Origin of the sequence: Anaerovirgula multivorans, assembly GCF_900188145.1 — a bacterium.
In the GTDB taxonomy this organism is placed as follows: Bacteria; Bacillota; Clostridia; order Peptostreptococcales; family Natronincolaceae; genus Anaerovirgula; species Anaerovirgula multivorans.
Window position 1 is genome coordinate 230,054 of the sequence record NZ_FZOJ01000003.1, and the last position, 21,590, is coordinate 251,643.

Here is a 21,590-nt window from a genome sequence, read left to right on the forward strand (position 1 = left end):
TTTTATAGGTAACCAACTACAGAACTTAAGCAGATGACTGAAATCTATGATTTCATGTCAGTCGCTTATACAAGGTGAAATTTTGATATACTAAGGGCTACATTTGCAGCCCATGGTTTTGGACGAAACCGTAGACCGTGTATATCAAAAGTAGATGACCCAAATCTTTGATTTGCTGTCAGTCACTTTCACAGAGTGCAATTAAAGTTTAAAATTGGTTATCTATATAGATAATCCATCAGAAATATCCTCCAAGATAGGCATTCTATCTTTAATATATAATATATCTAGCTTATGAAGTGCTCTTGTCATAGCAACATATAGAAGCTTAATATCCAGTTCCTTTTCTTCATATATTTCATCAATAGTCACTATCAATACTACATCAAATTCCAGTCCCTTTGCCAAGTGAACAGGTACTAGTACCACTCCGGCTTCATAGCTTTCTTCCTTTTCGTCCAATATTTTAGAATGGACTTTCTTTTCTTTATCTAGAAAGGTCTTAATTTTTTGGCATTCCTCATTTGTTTTGCAGATAACAGCTATAGATTGAAATTTTTCCTTTTTAAATACCTGTAGTTTTTTTTGTAAATCCTTAAATAATTTCTCAGTAGTATCAAATTCTGCAATCTCTGGTTTATCTCCATGTCGAATCACTGGCTTAGCCAATACAATTTCTGGGGAGCTGAGCTTATCAATGATTTCGTTTGCTAAGTTCATTACTTCTATTGTGGTTCGATAGCTTTGCACCAGCTTCATATAATTACTTTTTCCTTTATCAAAAACAGTATTTAATACTTCCTTCCAGCTCTGTATAGAACGATAAGAGTGAATACCTTGAGAGATATCTCCTAATAACGTGAACATATTAGTATTTAAAATTTCTTTTAGTACATAAAACTGTAATAAACTAAAATCCTGTGCTTCATCTATAACGACGCTATCAATTCTTAGCTTTTCTTTCAAACCAAAGATTCTGTATTTTAAATAGGCTAAAGGAGCATAATCTTCTAATTCAATTTTCTTTTTACCTAGCAAGTCCCTTGATTGTTGACATAAATGTTGAATACCTTCGATCGGTAACAGCTTTTCTCCATATCTTTCTATTAATACCTCTTCTGTTAATAAGTTCTTATAATGATCAAATAAATCTATTTTTGAAAAACTATTAATATATTTATTTATAATGGTTTTGGAATCCTTTTGAATGTTCTCCAGCTTCAAATCTCTTTTCTCTATAATGGCAAGAATTCTGTGTCTTCTCTCCTCTGAGGGTTCTTCTTTATAACGAATATTTTCAATCTGATGATCATAATATTCTTCTGTTTCCTTTAAAAACTTCTCTTTATAGCGTTTTAATTGATTTTTTAAGGTTTTTTTCAATTCATCGGTCCTTTTATAAAGAGGAAGGTAATTGAATTCCCTCAACAGCATATTTTCTATCTTTTCTTTATCCACGATAACATGTCCTTGGAATATAAAATCTTCTCTTGGCATATAGTCTTTTTCTATGTCTGCTATATAATCATCTAGCATGCTTTTAAATTCCATAGATCCTTTAAAAGCTGCTGTCCATTTCATCCATTTTACTAGCTCTTTATTTTCCTTGTTTTGACTACTTATTAAAACCATTAACTTGTGATTAGCATCTACTATTTTATATTTTTTTCCTACTAGTTCTAGCATGAAATCTATAAAAGTAGTTTGCCTTACATTTTCTGCACCTAATTCAGGTAATACCTCAGAGATATAGTTTATAAAGAGCTTATTTGGCGCAATGATCATGAAGTTTTCTGGTTCAAAGGTTTTCTCATACGTATAAATAAAATAAGCAATTCTATGGAGGGCGATTGTTGTCTTTCCACTCCCTGCCACGCCTTGGACAATTAACGGCAAATGCATGTCAGCTCGAATCACGCGATTTTGTTCAGCTTGAATAGTAGAAGCAATATCCTTTAGTCTTTCTTCTGCATTAGCCTCCAATGAAGCCTGTAGGAAGGCATCCGTAGTCGTGATATCAATGTCCATAATGTTTTTAAGTTCACCATCTTCGATAGTAAATTGTCTTTTTAAAAGAAGTTTTCCTTCTTGTTTGCCACCCTCTGTTTCGTAGCTGGTTTCTCCTAAACGCCCCTCATAATACACATTGGCAATAGGAGCACGCCAGTCCACAATTAGAGGAACCTCATCTTCTGCCTGTATCAATGAAGTTTTCCCTATATAAACCTTATCTGCTTCTTTCTTTTCACTAGATTTAAAATCAATTCGAGCAAAATATGGTTTATCTTTAATCCTTGTTAGATTATCAAAATTTTTATCCGCCGTTTCCATAAATTTTGTATTAATAAGAATACTAATATAGCTCTGACTGCTATCTAAGTAGTCTAGATTCACCATAGCATCCTTAATATTTTCCTTATATAGCTTCCGATATTCCTCAGTAGCATCTAATGTCTTTTTAATATATTCCTTCGTATATTCTAAACGTTCAGCTTCTTTTTTATAGTCTGAATGATTCTTCAATGACATGCTCTTTCTCCTTTCCTGGCCTTTCAATTGTTTTGCCTTGCTTTATAACCTGCTGTTTAATATAGGTGTACACCTATAAATTTTCATATACTAAGGACTACATTTGCAGTCCTCGGCTATGGTTTTAACCCGAGGGCGAAACCGTAGACCGTGTATATTAAAATTTAAGTCTAAAGACAAATATCTATATATGATTTAATTATTGAACTCGGTTTATAGCAGTTAAGTTTTTGAAATGATACCAATTTGTTTTATCATAAATTGGGGATAGGTGCTTTATAAGACCTATCCCTTATGAAAAATTATTTTTCTATAAATATCTTTTTTATTATTTTATTATTATGCAGTTTATACTCTAATGTATAGGAATCATCATCCATACCATAAATAGCAATTTCAGTAACCGCCTTTGTTCTTAATCTAGCTACTATCTGTCTGCGGTTTTCAATATTATTTTCACTTTTTTCTTGATGATAAAACATTTTATAAGATACATTCACCCATGCCTGTAAAAGTCCCTCTATTGAAAGTTGATCATTAGTATCCATTTATTTCTTCCTCCTTCATCTATTTGGTAATACTTCCTAATATTACTGTGAAGGAAGGTATCGGCTAAATTCTTTCTCCTATTTTCTGTTTTTCAATGAATTCTGCAAGATCACTTCGCTTCACCCGCCAATGACGGCCAACTTTGAATCCCGGTATTTTCCCTTCTTGCACAAATTTATAAGTCGTAACTTCACTTATTTTTAGATATCGTGCTACTTCGCTAACGGTCATAATCTCATCTTCCCTATGGACATCCTGTGTCATATTAATCTTCCTTTCATCAAATAGGTCTACTCATCTTCTCAACCTTTGATTTTAATTGGTACACAAAATATTCTGTACGATAAGTAAGCGCTCTTAACATTTCCATTTCCGTTTCTCTTTTTATTTTTTTGTCTGAATTTGTTGTAGGTTTCAATTCTTCTAATAATTCAACGTGCTGTTGATAGAACTCTATCATACCCTCCATATCTTTTTGCATTGTATCATAAAAATTTTTTCCAACTAAATCCTTTTCTTTTTTATTATTTGATAAATTATTCATCAGCATCCTCCTTAGTGTCTTCTTCTACTAGTATAATATAAAATATTATACTTAAACAAGGTAAAATATGAATCAATTTGATTTATTTATATTTATTTGCTATAATATCATTAAATTATAAATGATTATAATCAAATGCAATAACTGGAAGGAGATATTATGGAATATACTGGTGAAAGAGTGATTCCTAAGTTAATGAATCCAAGAAATGGAATGCTTATTGAACATATAGCACGTTATGAATTTGCTAAATCCTTTTGCACAGGCCGTGTATTAGATATAGCCTGTGGCAGCGGCTATGGCAGTGAAGTTTTGTTGGCAGACAACCCTAAGAAAATTAGTGAATTGGTTGGTATTGATATAGATCATGAAGCGATAGCCTACGCTAAAAAACATTATCATTGTGACAAGACCTCTTATTACATAGATGATGCTTTAAACAAAAATCTCCATAAAATCTATGGAACCTTTGATACGATTATTAGCTTCGAAACGATAGAACATTTTGAAGGAGATGAACAATTTGTTGAAAATCTCTATAAATTGTTAAAACCTAACGGAACACTGATTATCTCAACACCCTTTGGCCGCGGTAAAAATCATCCTTGCAGTTCTCCATTTCACGTTTATCAATATACAGAAGAGGAATTTATAGAGGTATTAAAACCGTTTAAACAGTTAACCATGTATCATCAAATTGATACAAAGATTGAAATTCCAAAAGAAAATCAAAAATATTATTTAATGGTCGCTGTATGCAGAAAATCATAGCTTTAGAACAAGTGAGTGCTAAAAAGCCAAGAAGAGATTATTTCTTCTTGGCTTCTTAGTATACAAACACCTATAGGCTTACGTCTCTAAATTTTAATATACTAAGGGCTACATTTGCAGCCCACGGTTTTGGGCGAAACCGTAGCCCGTGTATATTAAAATTTAGTTTTAAAAGCGTATGTCTATGAAGGATAACTAGTACTCTCTTAAATAAATTCCCTATGGACATGGCCACTTAGTTTCGTATCATTTATATGATAGCCTTATACTTAATTAATGTTGCAGAACTCATAACCACAAGTATGGAACCTAAATTATGTATTAACGCACCCATTACTGGGTTGATTATACCCAATGCCGCAAGAAGGATAGCAACAAAATTAATCGTTAAAGATAGACCAATATTTACTTTTATGGTGCGAAGTACCTTTTTGGTCAATACAAACAATTCAGGAATTTTGCTTATATCATCCGACATCAGAGCAATATCAGCGGTTTCTACAGCAACATCTGCACCTAATGCTGCCATAGCTATACCTACATCTGCTCTAGCAAATGCAGGAGCATCATTGATTCCATCCCCAACCATACATACTTTTTTGTTATCTTTTATCTGAGAAGCTATAACTTTTACTTTTCCTTCTGGTAGCTGTTCAGCATAAACTTTTTCAATCCCTACTTTGGCCGCTACCCAGGATGCAGCATTTTTGTTGTCCCCCGTTAAAATGAGAATATTATTTATACCTATATTCTTTATATCAGAAATAGCTTTTTCTACATTATTCTTGACTTGGTCTGCTACATTAATTAGACCAATAATCCTCTCCTCAACAGCTACACCCATAACAGTTTTACCTAAATGTTGATGATGTTCTACTATTTTCATTTCCTCTTTTGAAATTTTAACCTTATTTTCTTTAAGTAGTTTTACATTACCTACGATTACCTTCTCATCGTTAATTCTAGATATAATACCTTCACCTAACTGGACATCAAAGGCTAAAGGATCCGGAATATCTAAAGACTTTTCTTTTGCTTTTTTATAAATGGCTTTACCTAGTGGATGCTCAGAAAATTTTTCAGCTATTGCTGCAATTTCCAATATCCCATCCTCCGTACAATCCTCATGAAGACTTATAATATCAATGACCTCAGGCCTCCCATAAGTAATAGTTCCTGTTTTATCAAATGTGATCGTATCTACTTTGCCCAAATTTTCCATGGCTTCTCCACTCTTTATGAGAATACCCTTTCTTGCTGCATTTCCTATACCTGCCATAATAGCGGTGGGAGTTGCCAATACCAATGCACATGGACAAAATACAACAAGGATTGTAACTGCTCTTGTAATATCCCTTGTAACCATATAGGTAATGATAGAAAATATCAAAGCTAATGGCACAATAACCGTTGCCATTTTATCTGCCAATCTTACTACTGGGGCTTTTTTCTCTTCTGCTTCCTTTACAAGTCTTATCAATTTTGATAAAGAAGTATCTTCTCCCACCTTTGTTGCCTTTACTTCAATAACCCCTAATTGATTTAATGTACCAACAAAGACCTCATCTCCAATGGCTTTATCAATCGGCATAGATTCCCCAGTAATGATGGATTGATTAATGGTTGACTTCCCATTGATAATTACTCCATCTACTGGAATTGCTTCTCCTGGCTTGATGAGAAGAAGATCTCCCACCTTTATTTCCTCTACTGCAATACTCTTTTCTCCTAAAGGTGTTCTAATCCTTCCCATCTCAGGAGATAGCTGAATTAATTTTTTTATGCCCTTTTTAGCTTTCGCAACAGTCCTATCCTCCAATATTTCACCCAGCATCATAATAAAGGCTATTTCACCTGCTGCAAAGTATTCACCTATGATGATGGATGCTATAAGGGCAATGCTAACCAATACGCCTGCCTTGATATCAAAGCTTCTAAGGAATCCTTTTACTGCTGCATGTAAGATCGGCGTACCACTAATAAGAATACTAAACCAAGCAACATCAAAGGGTAATGTATTATTAAGCCACCCAAACCAACTTATCACAAGGAATACTCCAGACAAAGAGGTTAAGGCAATAGTACGACCTTCCCCTTCCAGAAAATACTTTCTAATTATTGATGTTTTTTCATTGCTTTTTACCTTGTTTCTATGTATAAACTCTACTTCTGTATCATCCTTATTTATCTCTTTTACAGTATTGTCCACCAATAGTTTTCCTCCTCCTTTCCTTAAAAGGTATTGGCATTTATTTTTTTAAGTATATTAAGTAGTTGTTCAACTTCATCCTCTAAAAGAGAAGATATCATTTGTTCTGTTAAATCAACATGATATTTATGATGTTCTTTAGCAGCTTCCATTCCCTTTTCTGTAAGACTAATCAAAATCATCCGTCTATCTTCCTTCGTGAATTCCCTTTGGGCATAATTCTTCTTTTCCAGCCTATCTACTGTTACAGTAGTTGTTCCAGTTGTTACACCTAGCTTTCCAGCTAAATCCTTCATATTCATCCTTCCATACCTTCCCAGTATTTCAATAGCATGGGCCTCAGAAACTGTCAATTCGCTGCTTTTGATTACAGAGCTTTCCCAAGAGGAAAAGCCATTAAAGAAATAGAGTAATTCATCCGTTAAATTTTTAGTAACTTCGTTAGAGGATTCCATGGTAAACATCATCTCCTTTTCAAAAAAACATTATTTGAAATTCATATAATTTAATAAAAATATTATTTGAATATAATATAGTTTGAACTTCAAGATATATGATATCATAAATATTCTTTCTTCACAATAAAAATTTCATAATGTATATGTCAGTTTTACAATACCAAGAAATTACAAAAAAGATTAAACGGCCTTAGCCCAATGGAGTTTAGGGCTCTAGCCGCTTAAGTAATGTATATTAAAATTAAAGTTTAAAATTGGTTATCTATACTTGACAGGAAGTAGTTCAAATTCATGAAAATTATATAAATGTATATTTATTTCTATATTCCAAAGGTGATATTCCATAGGCCTTCTTAAAGACTCTACTAAAATAATGCTGTGATGTATATCCTACTCTTGTGGAGACGTCATACATGGTAACTCTAGGATGATGGTCTTCTAAGATTTGTTTTGCCTTCTCTAATCTTATATCCGTTAAATACTCTATAAAGGACTTCCCAATCTCTTGTTTCATCAATTTGCTGATATAGGATTTATTCACATTAAACAACTGTGATATATGGGATAAATCCAATTCGCTGTCAGTATAATGCTTATCTATATATTTTTTGACAGATCTAACAATACATGAATACTGGGTGCTTTTTTCTGTTATAATTTCCTTTTTATCAGTTCCAAAGGCTTCTGCAATTTTTTTCAGGAGATTATCAAACTCATTTTTAGAAACAGGCTTTAACAAATAATCAAACACGTGAAGTTTTATGGCTTTATGGGCATACTCAAAATTGTCATATCCAGTAATAATCACTACTATACTATTTGAAGAAATCTTATTCAACTGGCTAATAAAATGAAGTCCATTCAGCATTGGCATATTAATATCCACTAAAAACAATTCTGGAGATGTCTTTGTGATGTATTCTAAAGCTTCTCTACCATTCTTTACCTCTGCAACCACCTCAAATCGATAGGGACTTTCATCGATCCACTGTTTAAGTCCTTTTCTAATTTTGGGCTCATCATCCGCAATAAGAACTTTAAACATATCCATTCTCCCTTCTTATTCTGGGTATAGTTATGGTAACGGTCGTCCATCCACTTTGAGATTGAAATTCTAATCCATATTTTTCACCATGCTCTAGCTTTATTCTATGATTTACATTATATAATCCATAGCCCTTAATGGCTTCTGTCTTTCTATCTAACCTTAAAGCATGATTTATTTCCTCTAAGGCATCTAATGATATTTCTGAATTATTCATAATTTTTATAACAACATCTTCATTTTTCTGAGTAATACAAATAGAAATTTCTCCTCTGTTTTCCCTTCCATTCACTCCATGCACCACGGCATTTTCTACAATAGGCTGTAAAAGAACCCTCATAATCATATACTCCATAAGACAATCGTCATAATGAATACTATAAGTCAACTGATCCTCATACCTGGATTTTTGAATCCTAAGATAACTATCAATATGTTCAAGTTCTTCATCAAGGGTGATAAAGGTTTTGCCATTACTAAGCCCAATTCTGAAATAGGTACTTAAAGACTCTATAAGGCTCAAAACTTCCTCTGTATTATCCTCCATAGCTGCCCACTTGATGGTATCAAGGGTATTATAAAGAAAATGTGGTTTGATCTGCTCTTGCATGATCCTAAGTCTCATTTCTTTCTTTTGATAGCTGAGTTTTTCAAGTTTTTCCGTCATATTGTTAAAACTGCAGATAAGACTACCTATTTCATCTTTCCTATTACTTTCCAGCTTTACAGATAAATCACCATCTTCTACTTTTTTCATAAGTTTCTTTAACTTATCAATAGGCTTAATAATAGAAGCGAAGCTAGTGGTCAGTAAAATCACTACAATAATCAGCAGTATGATTCCAAAAATCAGTATGGATTTACGCATATCATGATTAATCTCATCTATATTTTTTTCACAAATATAGTAGTTAAGGGACCAACCTCTAGCAGCTCCTATATCTGTCTCAAAAACTACATGGTTTTCCCCTATAAAGTCATGGTATAAATTTTTTTCATCTGTATGAATACTATTGTTATTTATCAGTATTTCTCCAATACCATCATATACATTGATTCTTGATGCTATTCTTATCAAATTCTCAAGAGGAATCTCTGCATAGAGAAACTCAATCTCTCTATTTACCCCTCCTACTTTATAAAGCATGACGACAATCTTTTGATCATTTTTTTCTTTTGGCTCGCTTACTTTAAAGGAGGCATTTTCCTTCAATGTATTTTTATAATACTTTTCCTCACTGATGGATTGTCTTATACCATCATAGCCTAGTTTATAGCCACCATATTTTACAATCCCCATATCAAGGTAAATATCACTTTTTTGTTTATACACAGACTGGATATATTCTCTAGCCTCTACTTCATTCATATCAGAGATGATAATACAATCTGCCATCATCTGTAGTTCTATTTTTCTCTGCTGAAGCCAGTAGGATATTTGGTTTCCCCTAGCATCAATGATTTGATTTGTAAGATCCATATTAAGCAGGGTAACTCTTTCCTTTACCTTACTGTCCATAATATAAAGGTATATAGAAAATAATACAGAAAAAGCTATTAATATAGATACTATGATTTTCATTTTAATAGATATTCGCACAAGATCACCTTCTATATAAATCTTACAAATATTCTTTAGAATCTAGATGGAAATGACATGACTAGTCTCCAAAAGAAAAACTTTTTTCTTAAAGTTTGTAACATAAAATGCAAGAAAAACACTTCGTCCTAAGCTAAAAAGAATATAAGAAAGCCATAAACCATGGTTACCCCAAAGAGGCACTATTGCAAAATAAGCCATCAGGAATGTCATAAGAGATAAAAGCATTGAATTTCTGACAGGAGCAGTATAAGTGGCACCAGTAAATATCCCATAATAGACCAATCCAATCCCCACAACAAATGGATAAACAACCAACCACATGGAATAAATTGAACTTAAATAGATTATATTTTCAATAGATGTAAAAATACTGATTATTCCACCTCTTAAAAAGTATATTAGAAGTGCCATGACGGATGCTAATATAAAGGTGGTCTTGGTAGAAATAGTTAAAACTTCATGATATAGCTTTGTATTTTTTTCCCCAACAGCTGTACCTACAAAAACACTGGAGGCATTGGCAAATCCATCAAAAAAATATGCGATAATATACTGTATCTGAAATAAAACTGCGTTAGCCGCCAGCATTTCGGTTCCAAGAGAAGCCCCTTTTGCAACAAACATATTGGTTACTATAAGTAAGCATACAGTTCTAATCATAAGGTCAGTATTCACACCCATAATTTTTTTGAAGACTGCTTTGTCAAATAGCTCCGATAGATAACTTTTAATTGCAAATAGATTGAGGTTTACACTAATGAGATAAAACCCAATGATAAAGGCTGTAATTTGTGCTATCAAAGTAGCATAAGCAACACCAGCAACACCCATTTTAAAATGCATTACAAATACTATGTCTAAAACTATATTGAGTATATTTGTAAAAATTTGCAAAAACATAGATGCCTTTACGAGTTTTCTTCCCATAAGCCATCCAAGGTTGACGTAATTGAGTAAAACGAAAGGTGCCCCCCAAATTAAAATATGAAAATAAGTAAAGGCCTGACGTTGCACCTCCACATCGGGGTTAATTAGCTTCATAGCAATATTGATGATTGATCCTTGAAATATCACAAAAAATAGACTTACTATGATAGCAATAACACTAGGTCTCAATAAGGCAAACAAACTATCCTTTTCAGCCTTTGTTCCCAGCGCCTGAGCAGAATAGCCTGATGTACTTACTCTCAAAAAACCAAATAACCAATAGAGGGTACTAAAAATCACTGTACCCACCGCAACACCTCCTATATAGGCAGGATCTTCAAGTCTGCCTATAACCGCTGTATCTACCGCCCCCAATAAAGGCTGTGTAATTGTTGATATTGTAAAAGGTATAGCGAGTTTAAGATATTCTTTGTACTTCATATATTTCCTCCCTAGAATCCATAGTCATAGCAGCATGTAACAATGCTTTAGCATATTGACTTTTGACATTTTTTAGTTTATTCATACAATTAACTTCCTCAACAATATTCCCCTCTTTAAAAAATACAACCCGATCGCATATATAAGTAACTGCTGTTAAATCATGGGTAATAAAGACATAGGATATATCTAGCTCTTTTTTTAGTTGAATCAGTAAATCAAGTACCTGAACCTGAATAGATACATCTAAAGAACTTATGGCTTCATCAAGAATAATGAATTTAGGGTTTGTAGCAATGGCTCTAGCAATGCATACCCTTTGCAATTGCCCACCACTAAGCTGATGGGGATAACGATACAGGTATTCTTTTGATAAACCTACCTTTTCCAACAAATCTATAATCCTATTGATGGTCTCTTTTTTGCTTAACTTTTCAAATACTTTGATTGGCTCTGAAATGATATCTATGATTTTTAGCCTAGGGTTAGCAGATGATCCATAGTCTTGAAAAACTACACTTACCTTCTCTTTTTCAACTTTCCTGTTTTTTTTACTGATATCTATACCATCAATCAGTATACTACCGCAATCCCCCTTCTCAACACCGATTATTAAACGACCTAAGGTGCTTTTACCGCTACCACTTTCTCCAATGATACCAAGGCATTCCCCTTCCTTAAGACTTAGAGATACACCTTTCAAAATTTCAACGCTTTCTTTTTTTATGATACCAAAAGGTTTTTTATAACTTTTATAAACATTCTTCACTTCCAACAACATGAGGCTCCCCCTATCCTACAATCTGATGAAACTTATCCATCAATGCCTTTCTTGTGTTGATTAAATATCTTGTATGCTCACTTCTAGGATTCCTTAAAACATACTGTGTTTCACCTTTTTCTACAATTTTACCATCCTTCATCACTAGGATATCATCGGATATTTTTGCTACTGCTCCTAAATCGTGAGATATGAAAATCATAGATGTATTATGCTTTTCTTTAATTCCAGAAAATTCCTTCATTACCTTCGCTACATTGATGGCATCTACTGCAGTAGTTGGCTCATCGGCAATAATAATACTTGGTTTCAGCGTAAGCGCAGTCCCAATCATCACTCTTTGGAGCATACCTCCACTCAATTGATGGGGATATTTTTTAAGTACGTCCTTAGGATGAAGTATATTCATATTTTCCAGGGTTTTTAGGGAAAGTCCTAGCGCTTCTTTTTTACTTATGTCAAGATTTTCAATAAAAGTCTCAGTCATTTGTTCTTGTATAGGATAAAGAGGATCAAAAGAAGTCATAGGATTTTGTAATATCATGGAAATTTCTTTGCCTCTTATCTGTCTAATCTTCCTTTTATCCGCCTTCAATAGGTGTATGTCATTAAAGATGACTTCTCCTTTTATATGAAAGTCCTTATCCAGCAGCCCTAGTATGGCTTTACATGTGATACTCTTGCCACTTCCACTTTCTCCAACAATACCAAGGCACCGATTTTTCTCTAAGCTAAAAGAAATATCTGAAATGATATTTGTTGACACTTTGTGATCCATATGATGGACTTCTAAATGATTGACCTTTAATATTTCTTTCATCACCTTATACCTCCTTTGGATCTAATACGTCTCTTAAACTATCTCCCAGCATATTAAAAGAAGATACAAGTATTAATATAGCAAATCCTGGGGCAAGCATTTGTTTTGGGTGAGAAGTAATAACATTTTTCGCTTCACTTAGCATAGCTCCCCATTCTGCAGTTGGTGCTTGAACCCCAAGTCCAAGGAAGGAAAGGGTAGAAATACTTAGAATAACCCAACCCATATCCAAAGTAGCCAATACAATAACCTCCGATAAGATATTGGGAAGCATATGTCTAGTAATAATAAATCCCTTGCTTGCACCTATGGCTTTAGAATATAGAATATAATTTCTATCGTTGTATTTAATTACACTGGATCTAATCATTCTAGCGTACCAGGCCCACTTGATGGCGATACTTGCTATGATGACATTACGTATCCCAACCCCCATCATACCCACCACTGCAAGGATCATTACCTGACTTGGAAAGGATAGCATCACATCCACAATCCGCATAATAGCTTCATCAACTATCCCTCTAGTATATCCTGCTGTAACTCCAACAATTGTTCCAAGAATAATTGTACATAGCATTGTAAACATGGATAAAAATATAGTAGGTCGTATACCATAGATTAACCTTGATAATATACAACGACCAAGATGATCAGTTCCCAAAGGAAACTCCTGGCTTCTTTGGGCATATTTTTGGGTAATACTGGTTTTATTTGGATCGTTAGGTGCTATCTCCTCTGCAAAAATTCCTATCAGCATGGTAGATAAGATAATTATTAAAGTTATCAGTGCAATTTTATCCCTCATTAATTTCTTTATCACAATTACATCACCTCGTGTAGTCTTGGATCTAACTTATGATGTATAATATCCACAATAAGATTGCAGAAAATGAAAAGTATACCCATCATAAGGATATAGGCTTGAATCACTGGATAATCCCTGTTAAAAATTGAAGAAATACATAGTCTGCCTACCCCTGGCCAGGAAAAGATATTCTCTATTACAACTGTTCCAGAAACCAGCTGAACGACACTCATTCCTAATGCAGTTATAGAGGATTGAAGGGAATTCCTAAGGACATGTTTTAATATGATTTTTCTCTCCTTAAGCCCTCTGACCTTTGCATAAAAAACATAATTCTCTGTCATGTTTTCTAACATGTTGTTTCTTATCAATCTAACATAGGTAGAAATATAGGTAAGACTTAATGCAATAGCCGGTAGAATAATGGCTCCTTCCTCTTTATTCCCCCCTGTTGGTAATACCTCTAATTTTACTGCAAATAACCATATCAGCAGTATTCCTATCCAATAATTGGGCATAGCTGTGCCAATAAAAATTAACAATCGTACAATTCTATCAAAAATACTGTCTTTAAATACAGCACAAAGCACCCCGATAGGAATGCTGACAAAGATTACAATGAATAAAGAAACAGTAGCAAGCTCTAAAGTAGCAGGTAAACTCCTGGAAATTTCACCTATCACTGTTCTATTTTTATTCACATAAGAATTCCCAAAGTCAAGACGGAGAACATTCCTCAACCAATCAAAATATCTCTGAAAATAGGGTTTGTTCAATCCTAATTCTTCCCTCATACCCTCTATCGCTTCCTCTGTAGGTATAATATCATTTACCCTTAAAGCCACTTCAGCGGGTTCAGCCGGGATAAGGTTAATGAGAACAAAAGCAATAAAAGATACTGCCAACATCATAGGTAGGACTATCAGAATTCTTTTTATAATATATTTCCCCATGACTACCTCCTTAATAATTTTTAAGCGTAGAAACTGGTCATAGATAATTTTCTCTATGACCAATTCTGTAGGATTCATTTTTTATTTGATGTACATTTTATCAAGAGGTACTTCATATTGCGAAGGATTGAAGGTTACATTTTTTACTTTTTCATTATATATTGCTCTATTTCTTTCAAAAGTCAATGGAACATAGATAGCTTCTTCATGTAAATAGGTAAGAATATAATCATAGTACGCTTGTCTTTGAATTTCATCTGTACTTATAAAGGCCTTTAAGATTGTATCATGGAGTTTCTTGACTTCCTTAAGACCCTGCTGAGCTGCATAATCACCATAAACAGCAGGCATTCTCATACCTCCAAGAAAGGAATGAGGATCATAAGGGGTTCCCCATGATATGTTGAAGGTAATACTAAAATCTCCAGCCTTCATTCTATCTCGGTAGGATTGCTCCTCTTCACCAGTAATCGTAAGCTTAAGACCGATCTCCATCATTTCACCTTGTAAATATTCAGATATTGTTTTCTCTGTTACACTATCAGCATTATAATGCATTTGAACATCTAAAGGCATGCCATCTTTTTCACGTATACCTGTAGTTTCATTCATTTTCCAGCCAGCTTCCTCCAAAAGGCTATTTGCTTTATCTAAAGAATAAATATAGTCCTCCAAATCCACATCACAATAGGGAACAGTCCTTGCAAGCAGCCTATTGGCAGGTGTTTCTAGTCCATTAAAGATTCCTTCGGATATTTCCTCTTTATTTATTGCTGCATTAATCGCCTGTCTTACATTTACATCCGATAAAATTTCATCGGTTGAATTCATAATAAGCATTCTCGTAGCTAAAGGATTTGATAAGCTTGCTGCAAAGCCCTCCTTTTGAGAAAACTCAAGATAGGTTTCTGCGTCAATCATGTTTGTACCAAATATGATATCAATCTCGCCCTTTTCTAGAGCAAGTGCTCTTATTTGGTTGTCTGGGATTACCTTAGCAATAATTCTACTAATTTCTGGTTTTTCACCCCAATAGGTTGGGTTCACATCAAATATGGCATATTGATCAATATGATTTTCTGTAAGTACATATTTTCCTGTGCCTATAAGTCCATCTACGCCATCCTTAGTGGTTCCATTAATAAAACAATTAGGAGATATAAATCTAAAGGGTCTAGTTACTGCCAATTCTGTTAGTAGCGGATAATAAGGTTCTTTTAATTTCATTTCGAAGGTATACTCATCAATAGCACTAAAACTATCTAATAATCGAATGCTTTCAAGCCATCCATGTCTATCATAGTTATCATAAACAGCCTGCATATTAGCTTCTACTGCATGTGCATCAAATTTGTGTCCATCTGAAAAAGTTACCCCCTGTCTTATATGAAAGGTATAAGTCCGTCCATCATCAGATATATCCCAATCCTTAGCAAGCCAAGGCTGAATGCCTTCATCTGTAATCATTACAAGCCCTTCAAACAATAAATTTTGTGCAAAAAGCTCTCCACCGTAAATATGAGGGTTGAGGTCCCGTATATCTCTAAAATTAACATAGATTAATTCATCTGTATTAATCTCCTTTGGACCGTTGTTTCCATTGCCGTTGATATCACTAGAAGAAGTTTCTCCTTTGCCACCTGAAGAACAACCAACAAGCAGACTTATGAGCAATATACCCATAACAAGTAATTTACTAATTTTATTTTTAAATAACATTCAAAATACTCCCCCTCTTATGTAATGTAGCCTATCCACTTAAACCATCATAATACTTCGAGGTCTAAATGATAATAATAATCATATTCATTATATGAAAAATTCTAATTGCTGTCTATACACAATTGAGATATTTTTTGTACATTTAGGTGATTTTTTATAAAAAAAGCAAAATACTCGCTTCCTCTTAGCATTTGATACTAGATGAGAGGAATTGAGGATGCTTGGCTTGGCTACACTTCCATATAAAATTATCTTTATCTATGCTTCAAAAGCTATCACAGAGGATAATAGTTTCTTAGCATATTCATTTTCAGTTCTTGCTAGTTCTGTAACAGGCAGTCTTTCTTCTATCTTACCTTTATATAAAAACAATACCTTATCACATAAACTGGCCACAGCCTGAAGATCATGTGCTATAAACAAATAGGTAAGATTTAAATCAGTTTTAAGCTCTTTTAATAACTCTAATATTTGGGCTTGTATGGAAACATCTAGAGAGCTTATAGCTTCATCCAAAATAACAAATCTTGGCTTGGTAGAAATTGCTCTAGCAATACACACCCTCTGTAATTGTCCTCCACTTAGTTCATGGGGGTATCTAGTCAAAAGCTGTGATGACAAACTTACTCTATCTAACAGCTGCATTGCTTTGGTTTTTATATGCGCTTGCTTGCCTTTTAGCATTATAGGCTCTGTAATAACTTGTTCTACAGTAAATCGTGGATTTACAGATGAAGTATAGTCTTGAAACACTACACTTATTTGGCCTTGGTTTTTCTTTTTCCATACTTGTATACTTTCATCCTCTAAAGTAATCAGCCCTTTATCTGGTTTCTCTAAATCCATAATCAGTCTAGACAACGTACTTTTGCCACTGCCGCTTTCTCCAATCAAACCAACGCACTCACCTTCTTCAATTCCAAAACTAATTCCAGAAAGAACGTGTATTTGATCTCTTCTAAATAGGCTTCCTGACTTTGAATAACTCTTATATACATCCTGCACTTTTAACATCGATAACTTCAACCTCCTCCCTATTCATAATTTTGTGAAAAGGTTGTGAAAGTGCAATACGGGTTTCTACTAAATAACGGGTATAATCATTTTTAGGCTCTCTAAAAATCTGATTTGCATTTCCATACTCTACACAAGCACCACCCTTCATCACCAATACCTTTTGTGCTAACCGCTGCACAACACCTAAATCATGGGATATAAATAAAATAGCAGTACTGGTTATACGTTGTAATCGTTCAAACTGTTCTACCACATCACGCTGGTTAATGGAGTCTAGAGCAGTGGTAGGCTCATCAGCTATAATAATATCTGGCTTCATAGCCATAGCAATAGCAATCATACACCTTTGGAGCATGCCACCTGATAGCTGATGAGGATATTTTTTTAGTACATCTTTTGCATCATAAATACTCATCTTATTCATGGCTTCTATTCCCATTGCCTTTGCATCCTTCTTTGACACCTTCAAATTTTCACAAAGAGTCTCTTCTATTTGATAGCCTATCGTATAAAGAGGATCAAAAGCTGTCATTGCATCCTGTAGAATCATTGAAATGTTTTTACCTCTGATCTTTCGCATGACACCAAAATCATTTTTTTTGATTTCTTTTCCATGAAGGAAAACAGTTCCCGTTACTTCCAGCCAAGGATTGGTCAAATTTAATATGGCCTTGCAGGTCATAGACTTACCACTACCGCTTTCCCCTACAATGGCAAGACAGCTATTGGGTTCAAGAGAAAAGTTCAGATTGTGAAGGATTCTTTCCCCATTACGCAAATCAACTACAGATAGATTCTCCACTTTCAGCAAACTCATTGTTTTTCACCCTCCTATCCATATGTTTAGGATCCATAATATCCCTCACTTTATCTCCAATAAAATTAAAAGCAGCCACCACTGCTAATATAGCGATACCAGGAGGAAGCATTTTTGTGGGATGCGTAATCATAATGTTTTTGGCCTCGTTCAACATCATGCCCCATTCTGGAGTTGGTGCCTGCACCCCTAGCCCTAAGAAAGATAGTGCAGAAACACTCAATATAACTGCTCCTGTATCTAAAGAGGCTAATACCACGATTTCACCTAGAGCCCCCGGTAACAAATGGTTTTTCATAATATGAAAGGGACTACTACCCACTACCTTAGCAAAACAAATATAGTTTTTATCCATATACTGTACCACAATAGATCTTATCATCCGAGTATACCAAGCCCACTTGGCAATAATATTGGCTATAATGATATTACCAAGTCCAGGCCCTAGCATTCCTACGATGGCCAGTATCATCACTTCACTAGGAAAAGATAGCATCACATCACATAAACGCATGATGATCTCATCTATCCACCCTCGAAAGTACCCTGCCACAAACCCCAGTATTGTTCCAATAGAAATAGTCATCAGCATCGTCCAAATAGACATCAACACTGTAGTACGTATCCCATAGAGTAGCCGAGAGAAAATGCATCTCCCAAGCTGATCTGTACCAAAGGGATATTGTAGACTGATACCAGAAAGCTTTTCCCTAATATTTGTTTCCACAGGATCATTGGGGGCAACCACTGGTGCTATAACCCCCAACAGAATAATCGTCACAAGGAAAAACAAACATGCCCCCGCAAGCTTATCAGATTTGATTTTTTTCAAAATATGCATACTATGTTGTCCTCCTTATCCTAGGGTCTAGGGATGCACTGATGATATCCACGATTAGATTACATACCACAAATAATAGCGCCATCATAACAATATAGGCTTGAATAATGGGATAATCTCGATTAAATATAGCACTGACACACAATCTTCCAATTCCTGGCCACGCAAAAATATTTTCTACAATTACAGTTCCAGCTATAAGTTTAGGAATGGACATTCCTAGTGCCGTAATAGAGGATTGGATTGAATTTCTAAATATATGTTTCGTGACAGTCCAATTCTTCAAACCCCTTACACGGGTATACAGTACATAATTCTCATTTTTATTTTGTACCATGTTATTTCGAATCAATCGCGTATAGATGGAAATGTAGCTTAAGGATAATGTAGCTGCCGGCAAAATCACTGAGCTAAAACCACTCATTCCACTGGTAGGGAACATGTCCAATTTTACAGCAAACAGCCACATCAGCAGTAGCCCCACCCAGAAGTTAGGCATTGCCGTCCCAACAAATATGATTCCTCGTATTGTTTTATCTCCTATAGAGTCTTCAAATATAGCGCATAAAATCCCTGCCACAATACTAATTCCCAAAATCATCATAAGTGCTATTGCTGCCAAATATAGTGTAGCTGGTAATGCGCTTAGCATTTCATCTGAAACTGACTTGTTATTTATATAACTATTTCCAAAGTCAAAGCGTAGACTATTTCCTAACCAAATAATATACCTCTCAAAAAAAGGTTTGTCTAACCCTAATTCTTCTCGCATAGCGGCTACCGCTTCATCGGTAGGGGTAATTTCATTGACCCTTAGGGCAACTTCTGCCGGATCACTGGTGTTTAAATTAATTAGCAAAAACGAAATGAAGGTTATTCCTATTAATATCGGTATAATAAATAATATTCGACGAATTATATAATTTCTCATTGATTCCCCCCCTTACTAATTCAGATCTAAACATCATCTTTTATATAGGATTCCCTACTTAGTAAGGAATCCTACATTAGCATTATTGCTGAAAATACATGTTTTCAAAAGGTATCTCATATTGCGATACATTAAAGCCAACACCTCTTAAAGAGGGTCCATATACCGCTTTTGTTCTAGAATAAGTTAGTGGTATGTATGCACTAGCATCGTGAATATAGGTTAATATCTCATTGTACATTTCTTGTCGTCTATTTTCGTCGGTTTCGATCATAACATTTCCAATCATTTCATCTAGCCATGTCTTTTTTTCTAGTCCTACTTGAGCCTGATAGTCACCATGGGCTGGGATTCTCCATGAGGATACGTAGGATTGAGGATCGTAGGGAGTACCCCAAGATAAAGAGTATTGAAGGTCAAACTCTCCTGTTTTTTGTCGATCTAAGAAGGCTTGTTTTTCTTCACCAACTATGTTCAAGCTTACACCTGCATTTTTAAAATTATCTTGCATATATTCACTAATCGTACGTTCTTGACTATTATCGGAATTGTAATAAATAGTGATTTCCATTTTAGCACCATCCTTGTACCGATAACCATCATTACCTAAAGTCCAACCGGCTGCATCCAAAAGTTTTGATGCCTTATCTATATCATAGGATCTTTTTTCCAAGTCTACATTACAATAGGGAACAGTAGGAGACAGTAAGGTATCTGCTACAGATTCCGAACCATTAAGTATACCCTCAGCGATGGCTTCTTTATCTATGGCGTATTGCAAGGCTTCTCTTACCTTGATATCTCCTGTAATCTGTTTGTTAGAATTTAATAGGATGGCCCTAGAAGCTATCGGCTCACTCATTACAGTGACATATTCCCCCCTATCTTCTAAAGCCTTAAAAGAATCTAAATCAATCATGTCCCCATCAGCTCCAAATAATAGGTCGATTTCTCCCTTTTCAAGGGCAAGAAGTATGGTCTGATGATCCGGCATAACTTGCCATTTAACGGCACTAAGCTTTGCTTTTTCACCCCAGTAGGATTCATTGGCAGTAAATATTGCATACTGATTTTCTTTATGCTCGCTAAGCACCCAAGGACCTGTGCCAATGTAACCATTTACACCGTCTTTGGTGTTGCCATCAATAAAAGAGTTAGGAGATATAAATCTAAAGGGTCTCGTTAATGCCAATTCACTGAGGGTAGGATAATAAGGGTTTTTTAGTACCAAATCAATAGTAAACTCATCAACAATATCTACATGGTCTATTTGGTTTACTAGCTCTAGCCAGGCATGTCTTTCAAAATTATTCATGACGGCATCGATATTCATCTTAGCTGCTGCTGCAGTAAACACCTCTCCATCAGTAAATTTGACATCTTTCCTCAATTTGAAGGTATAGGTCTTCCCATCCTCTGATATCTCCCAATTTTCAGCTAACCAAGGTTTTACCCCATCTTCTGTATTAATAACTAAGGATTCAAAAACCATATTTTGTGCTGCCATTTCTCCAGAGTAGGCATGGGGGTTAATGTCTCTTATATCCTTTGTACTGGCGTATACCAATTGTGTTTTTTCTCCATTCATCTCTCCACTTGTTTCTGTTGTTGATGTGCTACAGCCTACTATAGAGAAACTTAATGCTAAAACCAATATCATGACTATTATTTTGTTGTATTTCATTGCTTTTTCTCCTCCTAATTTTTAATAAATCTAATATTATAATCCCTATCAACTAAAGATTTCACCAGTAAAATTGCTATTATTCTCAAATTTCTGCAACAAAAAAATCTCCTTAACTACATAAGGAGATTATTGGTAAA

20 protein-coding genes are annotated in these 21,590 nt (G+C 34.6%); 1 reads left to right on the top strand and 19 read right to left on the bottom strand.

What is annotated here, in order from left to right; translation table 11 throughout:
- Positions 1-222: 222 nt before the first annotated feature.
- The 4 genes from helD to CHB72_RS04825 all read right to left on the bottom strand — a co-directional run bounded on the left by helD (position 223) and on the right by CHB72_RS04825 (position 3,622).
- Positions 223-2,529 (bottom strand): RNA polymerase recycling motor HelD, encoded by a 2,307-nt coding sequence (gene helD, locus CHB72_RS04810; protein ID WP_089281721.1) that lies wholly within the window; start codon positions 2,527-2,529, stop codon positions 223-225.
- A gap of 302 nt (positions 2,530-2,831) precedes the next feature.
- Positions 2,832-3,077: a hypothetical protein gene (locus CHB72_RS04815; RefSeq protein WP_089281722.1), complete on the bottom strand. Its 246-nt coding sequence runs from the start codon at positions 3,075-3,077 to the stop codon at positions 2,832-2,834.
- 64 nt (positions 3,078-3,141) lie between these two features.
- Positions 3,142-3,342: a helix-turn-helix domain-containing protein gene (locus CHB72_RS04820; RefSeq protein WP_089281723.1), complete on the bottom strand. Its 201-nt coding sequence runs from the start codon at positions 3,340-3,342 to the stop codon at positions 3,142-3,144.
- 16 nt (positions 3,343-3,358) lie between these two features.
- Entirely contained in the window at positions 3,359-3,622 is a 264-nt protein-coding gene (locus CHB72_RS04825) for a hypothetical protein (RefSeq protein WP_089281724.1), read from the bottom strand.
- Positions 3,623-3,781: 159 nt separating this feature from the next.
- On the opposite strand from CHB72_RS04825, the gene CHB72_RS04830 reads away from it, so the two are divergent.
- Positions 3,782-4,393, top strand: coding sequence for a class I SAM-dependent methyltransferase (locus CHB72_RS04830; protein ID WP_089281725.1), 612 nt, complete (start codon positions 3,782-3,784; stop codon positions 4,391-4,393).
- Positions 4,394-4,643: 250 nt separating this feature from the next.
- Here CHB72_RS04830 and CHB72_RS04835 read toward each other — a convergent pair whose 3' ends face one another.
- The 15 genes from CHB72_RS04835 to nikA (CHB72_RS04905) form a co-directional block, all read right to left on the bottom strand.
- Positions 4,644-6,602: a heavy metal translocating P-type ATPase gene (locus tag CHB72_RS04835; RefSeq protein WP_242975038.1), complete on the bottom strand. Its 1,959-nt coding sequence runs from the start codon at positions 6,600-6,602 to the stop codon at positions 4,644-4,646.
- A 23-nt stretch (positions 6,603-6,625) separates the two neighbouring features.
- On the bottom strand, positions 6,626-7,066 hold the full coding sequence (locus tag CHB72_RS04840; RefSeq protein ID WP_242975034.1) for a MarR family winged helix-turn-helix transcriptional regulator: 441 nt from the start codon (positions 7,064-7,066) through the stop codon (positions 6,626-6,628).
- Between the two features lie 292 nt (positions 7,067-7,358).
- The gene (locus tag CHB72_RS04845; RefSeq protein ID WP_176431200.1) at positions 7,359-8,105 is read right to left on the bottom strand and encodes a response regulator transcription factor; all 747 of its coding nucleotides are present in this window, start codon (positions 8,103-8,105) and stop codon (positions 7,359-7,361) included.
- Entirely contained in the window at positions 8,098-9,705 is a 1,608-nt protein-coding gene (locus CHB72_RS04850; protein ID WP_089281728.1) for a cache domain-containing sensor histidine kinase, read from the bottom strand. Before CHB72_RS04850 ends, CHB72_RS04845 begins: the two co-directional genes overlap by 8 nt.
- Before the next feature lie 42 nt (positions 9,706-9,747).
- Entirely contained in the window at positions 9,748-11,076 is a 1,329-nt protein-coding gene (locus CHB72_RS04855) for an MATE family efflux transporter (RefSeq protein ID WP_089281729.1), read from the bottom strand.
- Positions 11,054-11,857, bottom strand: coding sequence for an ABC transporter ATP-binding protein (locus CHB72_RS04860; protein ID WP_089281730.1), 804 nt, complete (start codon positions 11,855-11,857; stop codon positions 11,054-11,056). Before CHB72_RS04860 ends, CHB72_RS04855 begins: the two co-directional genes overlap by 23 nt.
- A 10-nt stretch (positions 11,858-11,867) precedes the next feature.
- Positions 11,868-12,677 carry an ABC transporter ATP-binding protein gene (locus tag CHB72_RS04865; protein WP_089281731.1) on the bottom strand — a complete coding sequence of 270 codons (810 nt, stop codon included), beginning with the start codon at positions 12,675-12,677 and terminating at the stop codon, positions 11,868-11,870.
- 4 nt (positions 12,678-12,681) lie between these two features.
- The gene (gene opp1C / locus CHB72_RS04870) at positions 12,682-13,500 is read right to left on the bottom strand and encodes a nickel/cobalt ABC transporter permease (protein WP_089281732.1); all 819 of its coding nucleotides are present in this window, start codon (positions 13,498-13,500) and stop codon (positions 12,682-12,684) included.
- 2 nt (positions 13,501-13,502) lie between these two features.
- Positions 13,503-14,438: a nickel/cobalt ABC transporter permease gene (gene opp1B / locus CHB72_RS04875; RefSeq protein WP_089281733.1), complete on the bottom strand. Its 936-nt coding sequence runs from the start codon at positions 14,436-14,438 to the stop codon at positions 13,503-13,505.
- 81 nt (positions 14,439-14,519) lie between these two features.
- Positions 14,520-16,157: a nickel ABC transporter substrate-binding protein gene (gene nikA / locus CHB72_RS04880; RefSeq protein WP_089281734.1), complete on the bottom strand. Its 1,638-nt coding sequence runs from the start codon at positions 16,155-16,157 to the stop codon at positions 14,520-14,522.
- A 261-nt stretch (positions 16,158-16,418) separates the two neighbouring features.
- A complete protein-coding gene (locus CHB72_RS04885; RefSeq protein WP_089281735.1) occupies positions 16,419-17,174 on the bottom strand; it encodes an ABC transporter ATP-binding protein in 756 nt (251 codons plus the stop codon).
- Positions 17,149-17,994 carry an ABC transporter ATP-binding protein gene (locus CHB72_RS04890; protein WP_089281736.1) on the bottom strand — a complete coding sequence of 282 codons (846 nt, stop codon included), beginning with the start codon at positions 17,992-17,994 and terminating at the stop codon, positions 17,149-17,151. The genes CHB72_RS04885 and CHB72_RS04890 overlap by 26 nt, the downstream gene beginning before the upstream one ends.
- Positions 17,957-18,835, bottom strand: a complete 879-nt coding sequence (gene opp1C / locus CHB72_RS04895; RefSeq protein ID WP_089281737.1) for a nickel/cobalt ABC transporter permease — start codon at positions 18,833-18,835, stop codon at positions 17,957-17,959. The genes CHB72_RS04890 and opp1C (CHB72_RS04895) overlap by 38 nt, the downstream gene beginning before the upstream one ends.
- Before the next feature lies 1 nt (position 18,836).
- The gene (gene opp1B, locus CHB72_RS04900) at positions 18,837-19,766 is read right to left on the bottom strand and encodes a nickel/cobalt ABC transporter permease (RefSeq protein WP_089281738.1); all 930 of its coding nucleotides are present in this window, start codon (positions 19,764-19,766) and stop codon (positions 18,837-18,839) included.
- A gap of 82 nt (positions 19,767-19,848) precedes the next feature.
- Positions 19,849-21,450, bottom strand: a complete 1,602-nt coding sequence (gene nikA / locus CHB72_RS04905; RefSeq protein ID WP_089281739.1) for a nickel ABC transporter substrate-binding protein — start codon at positions 21,448-21,450, stop codon at positions 19,849-19,851.
- Positions 21,451-21,590: the final 140 nt, after the last annotated feature.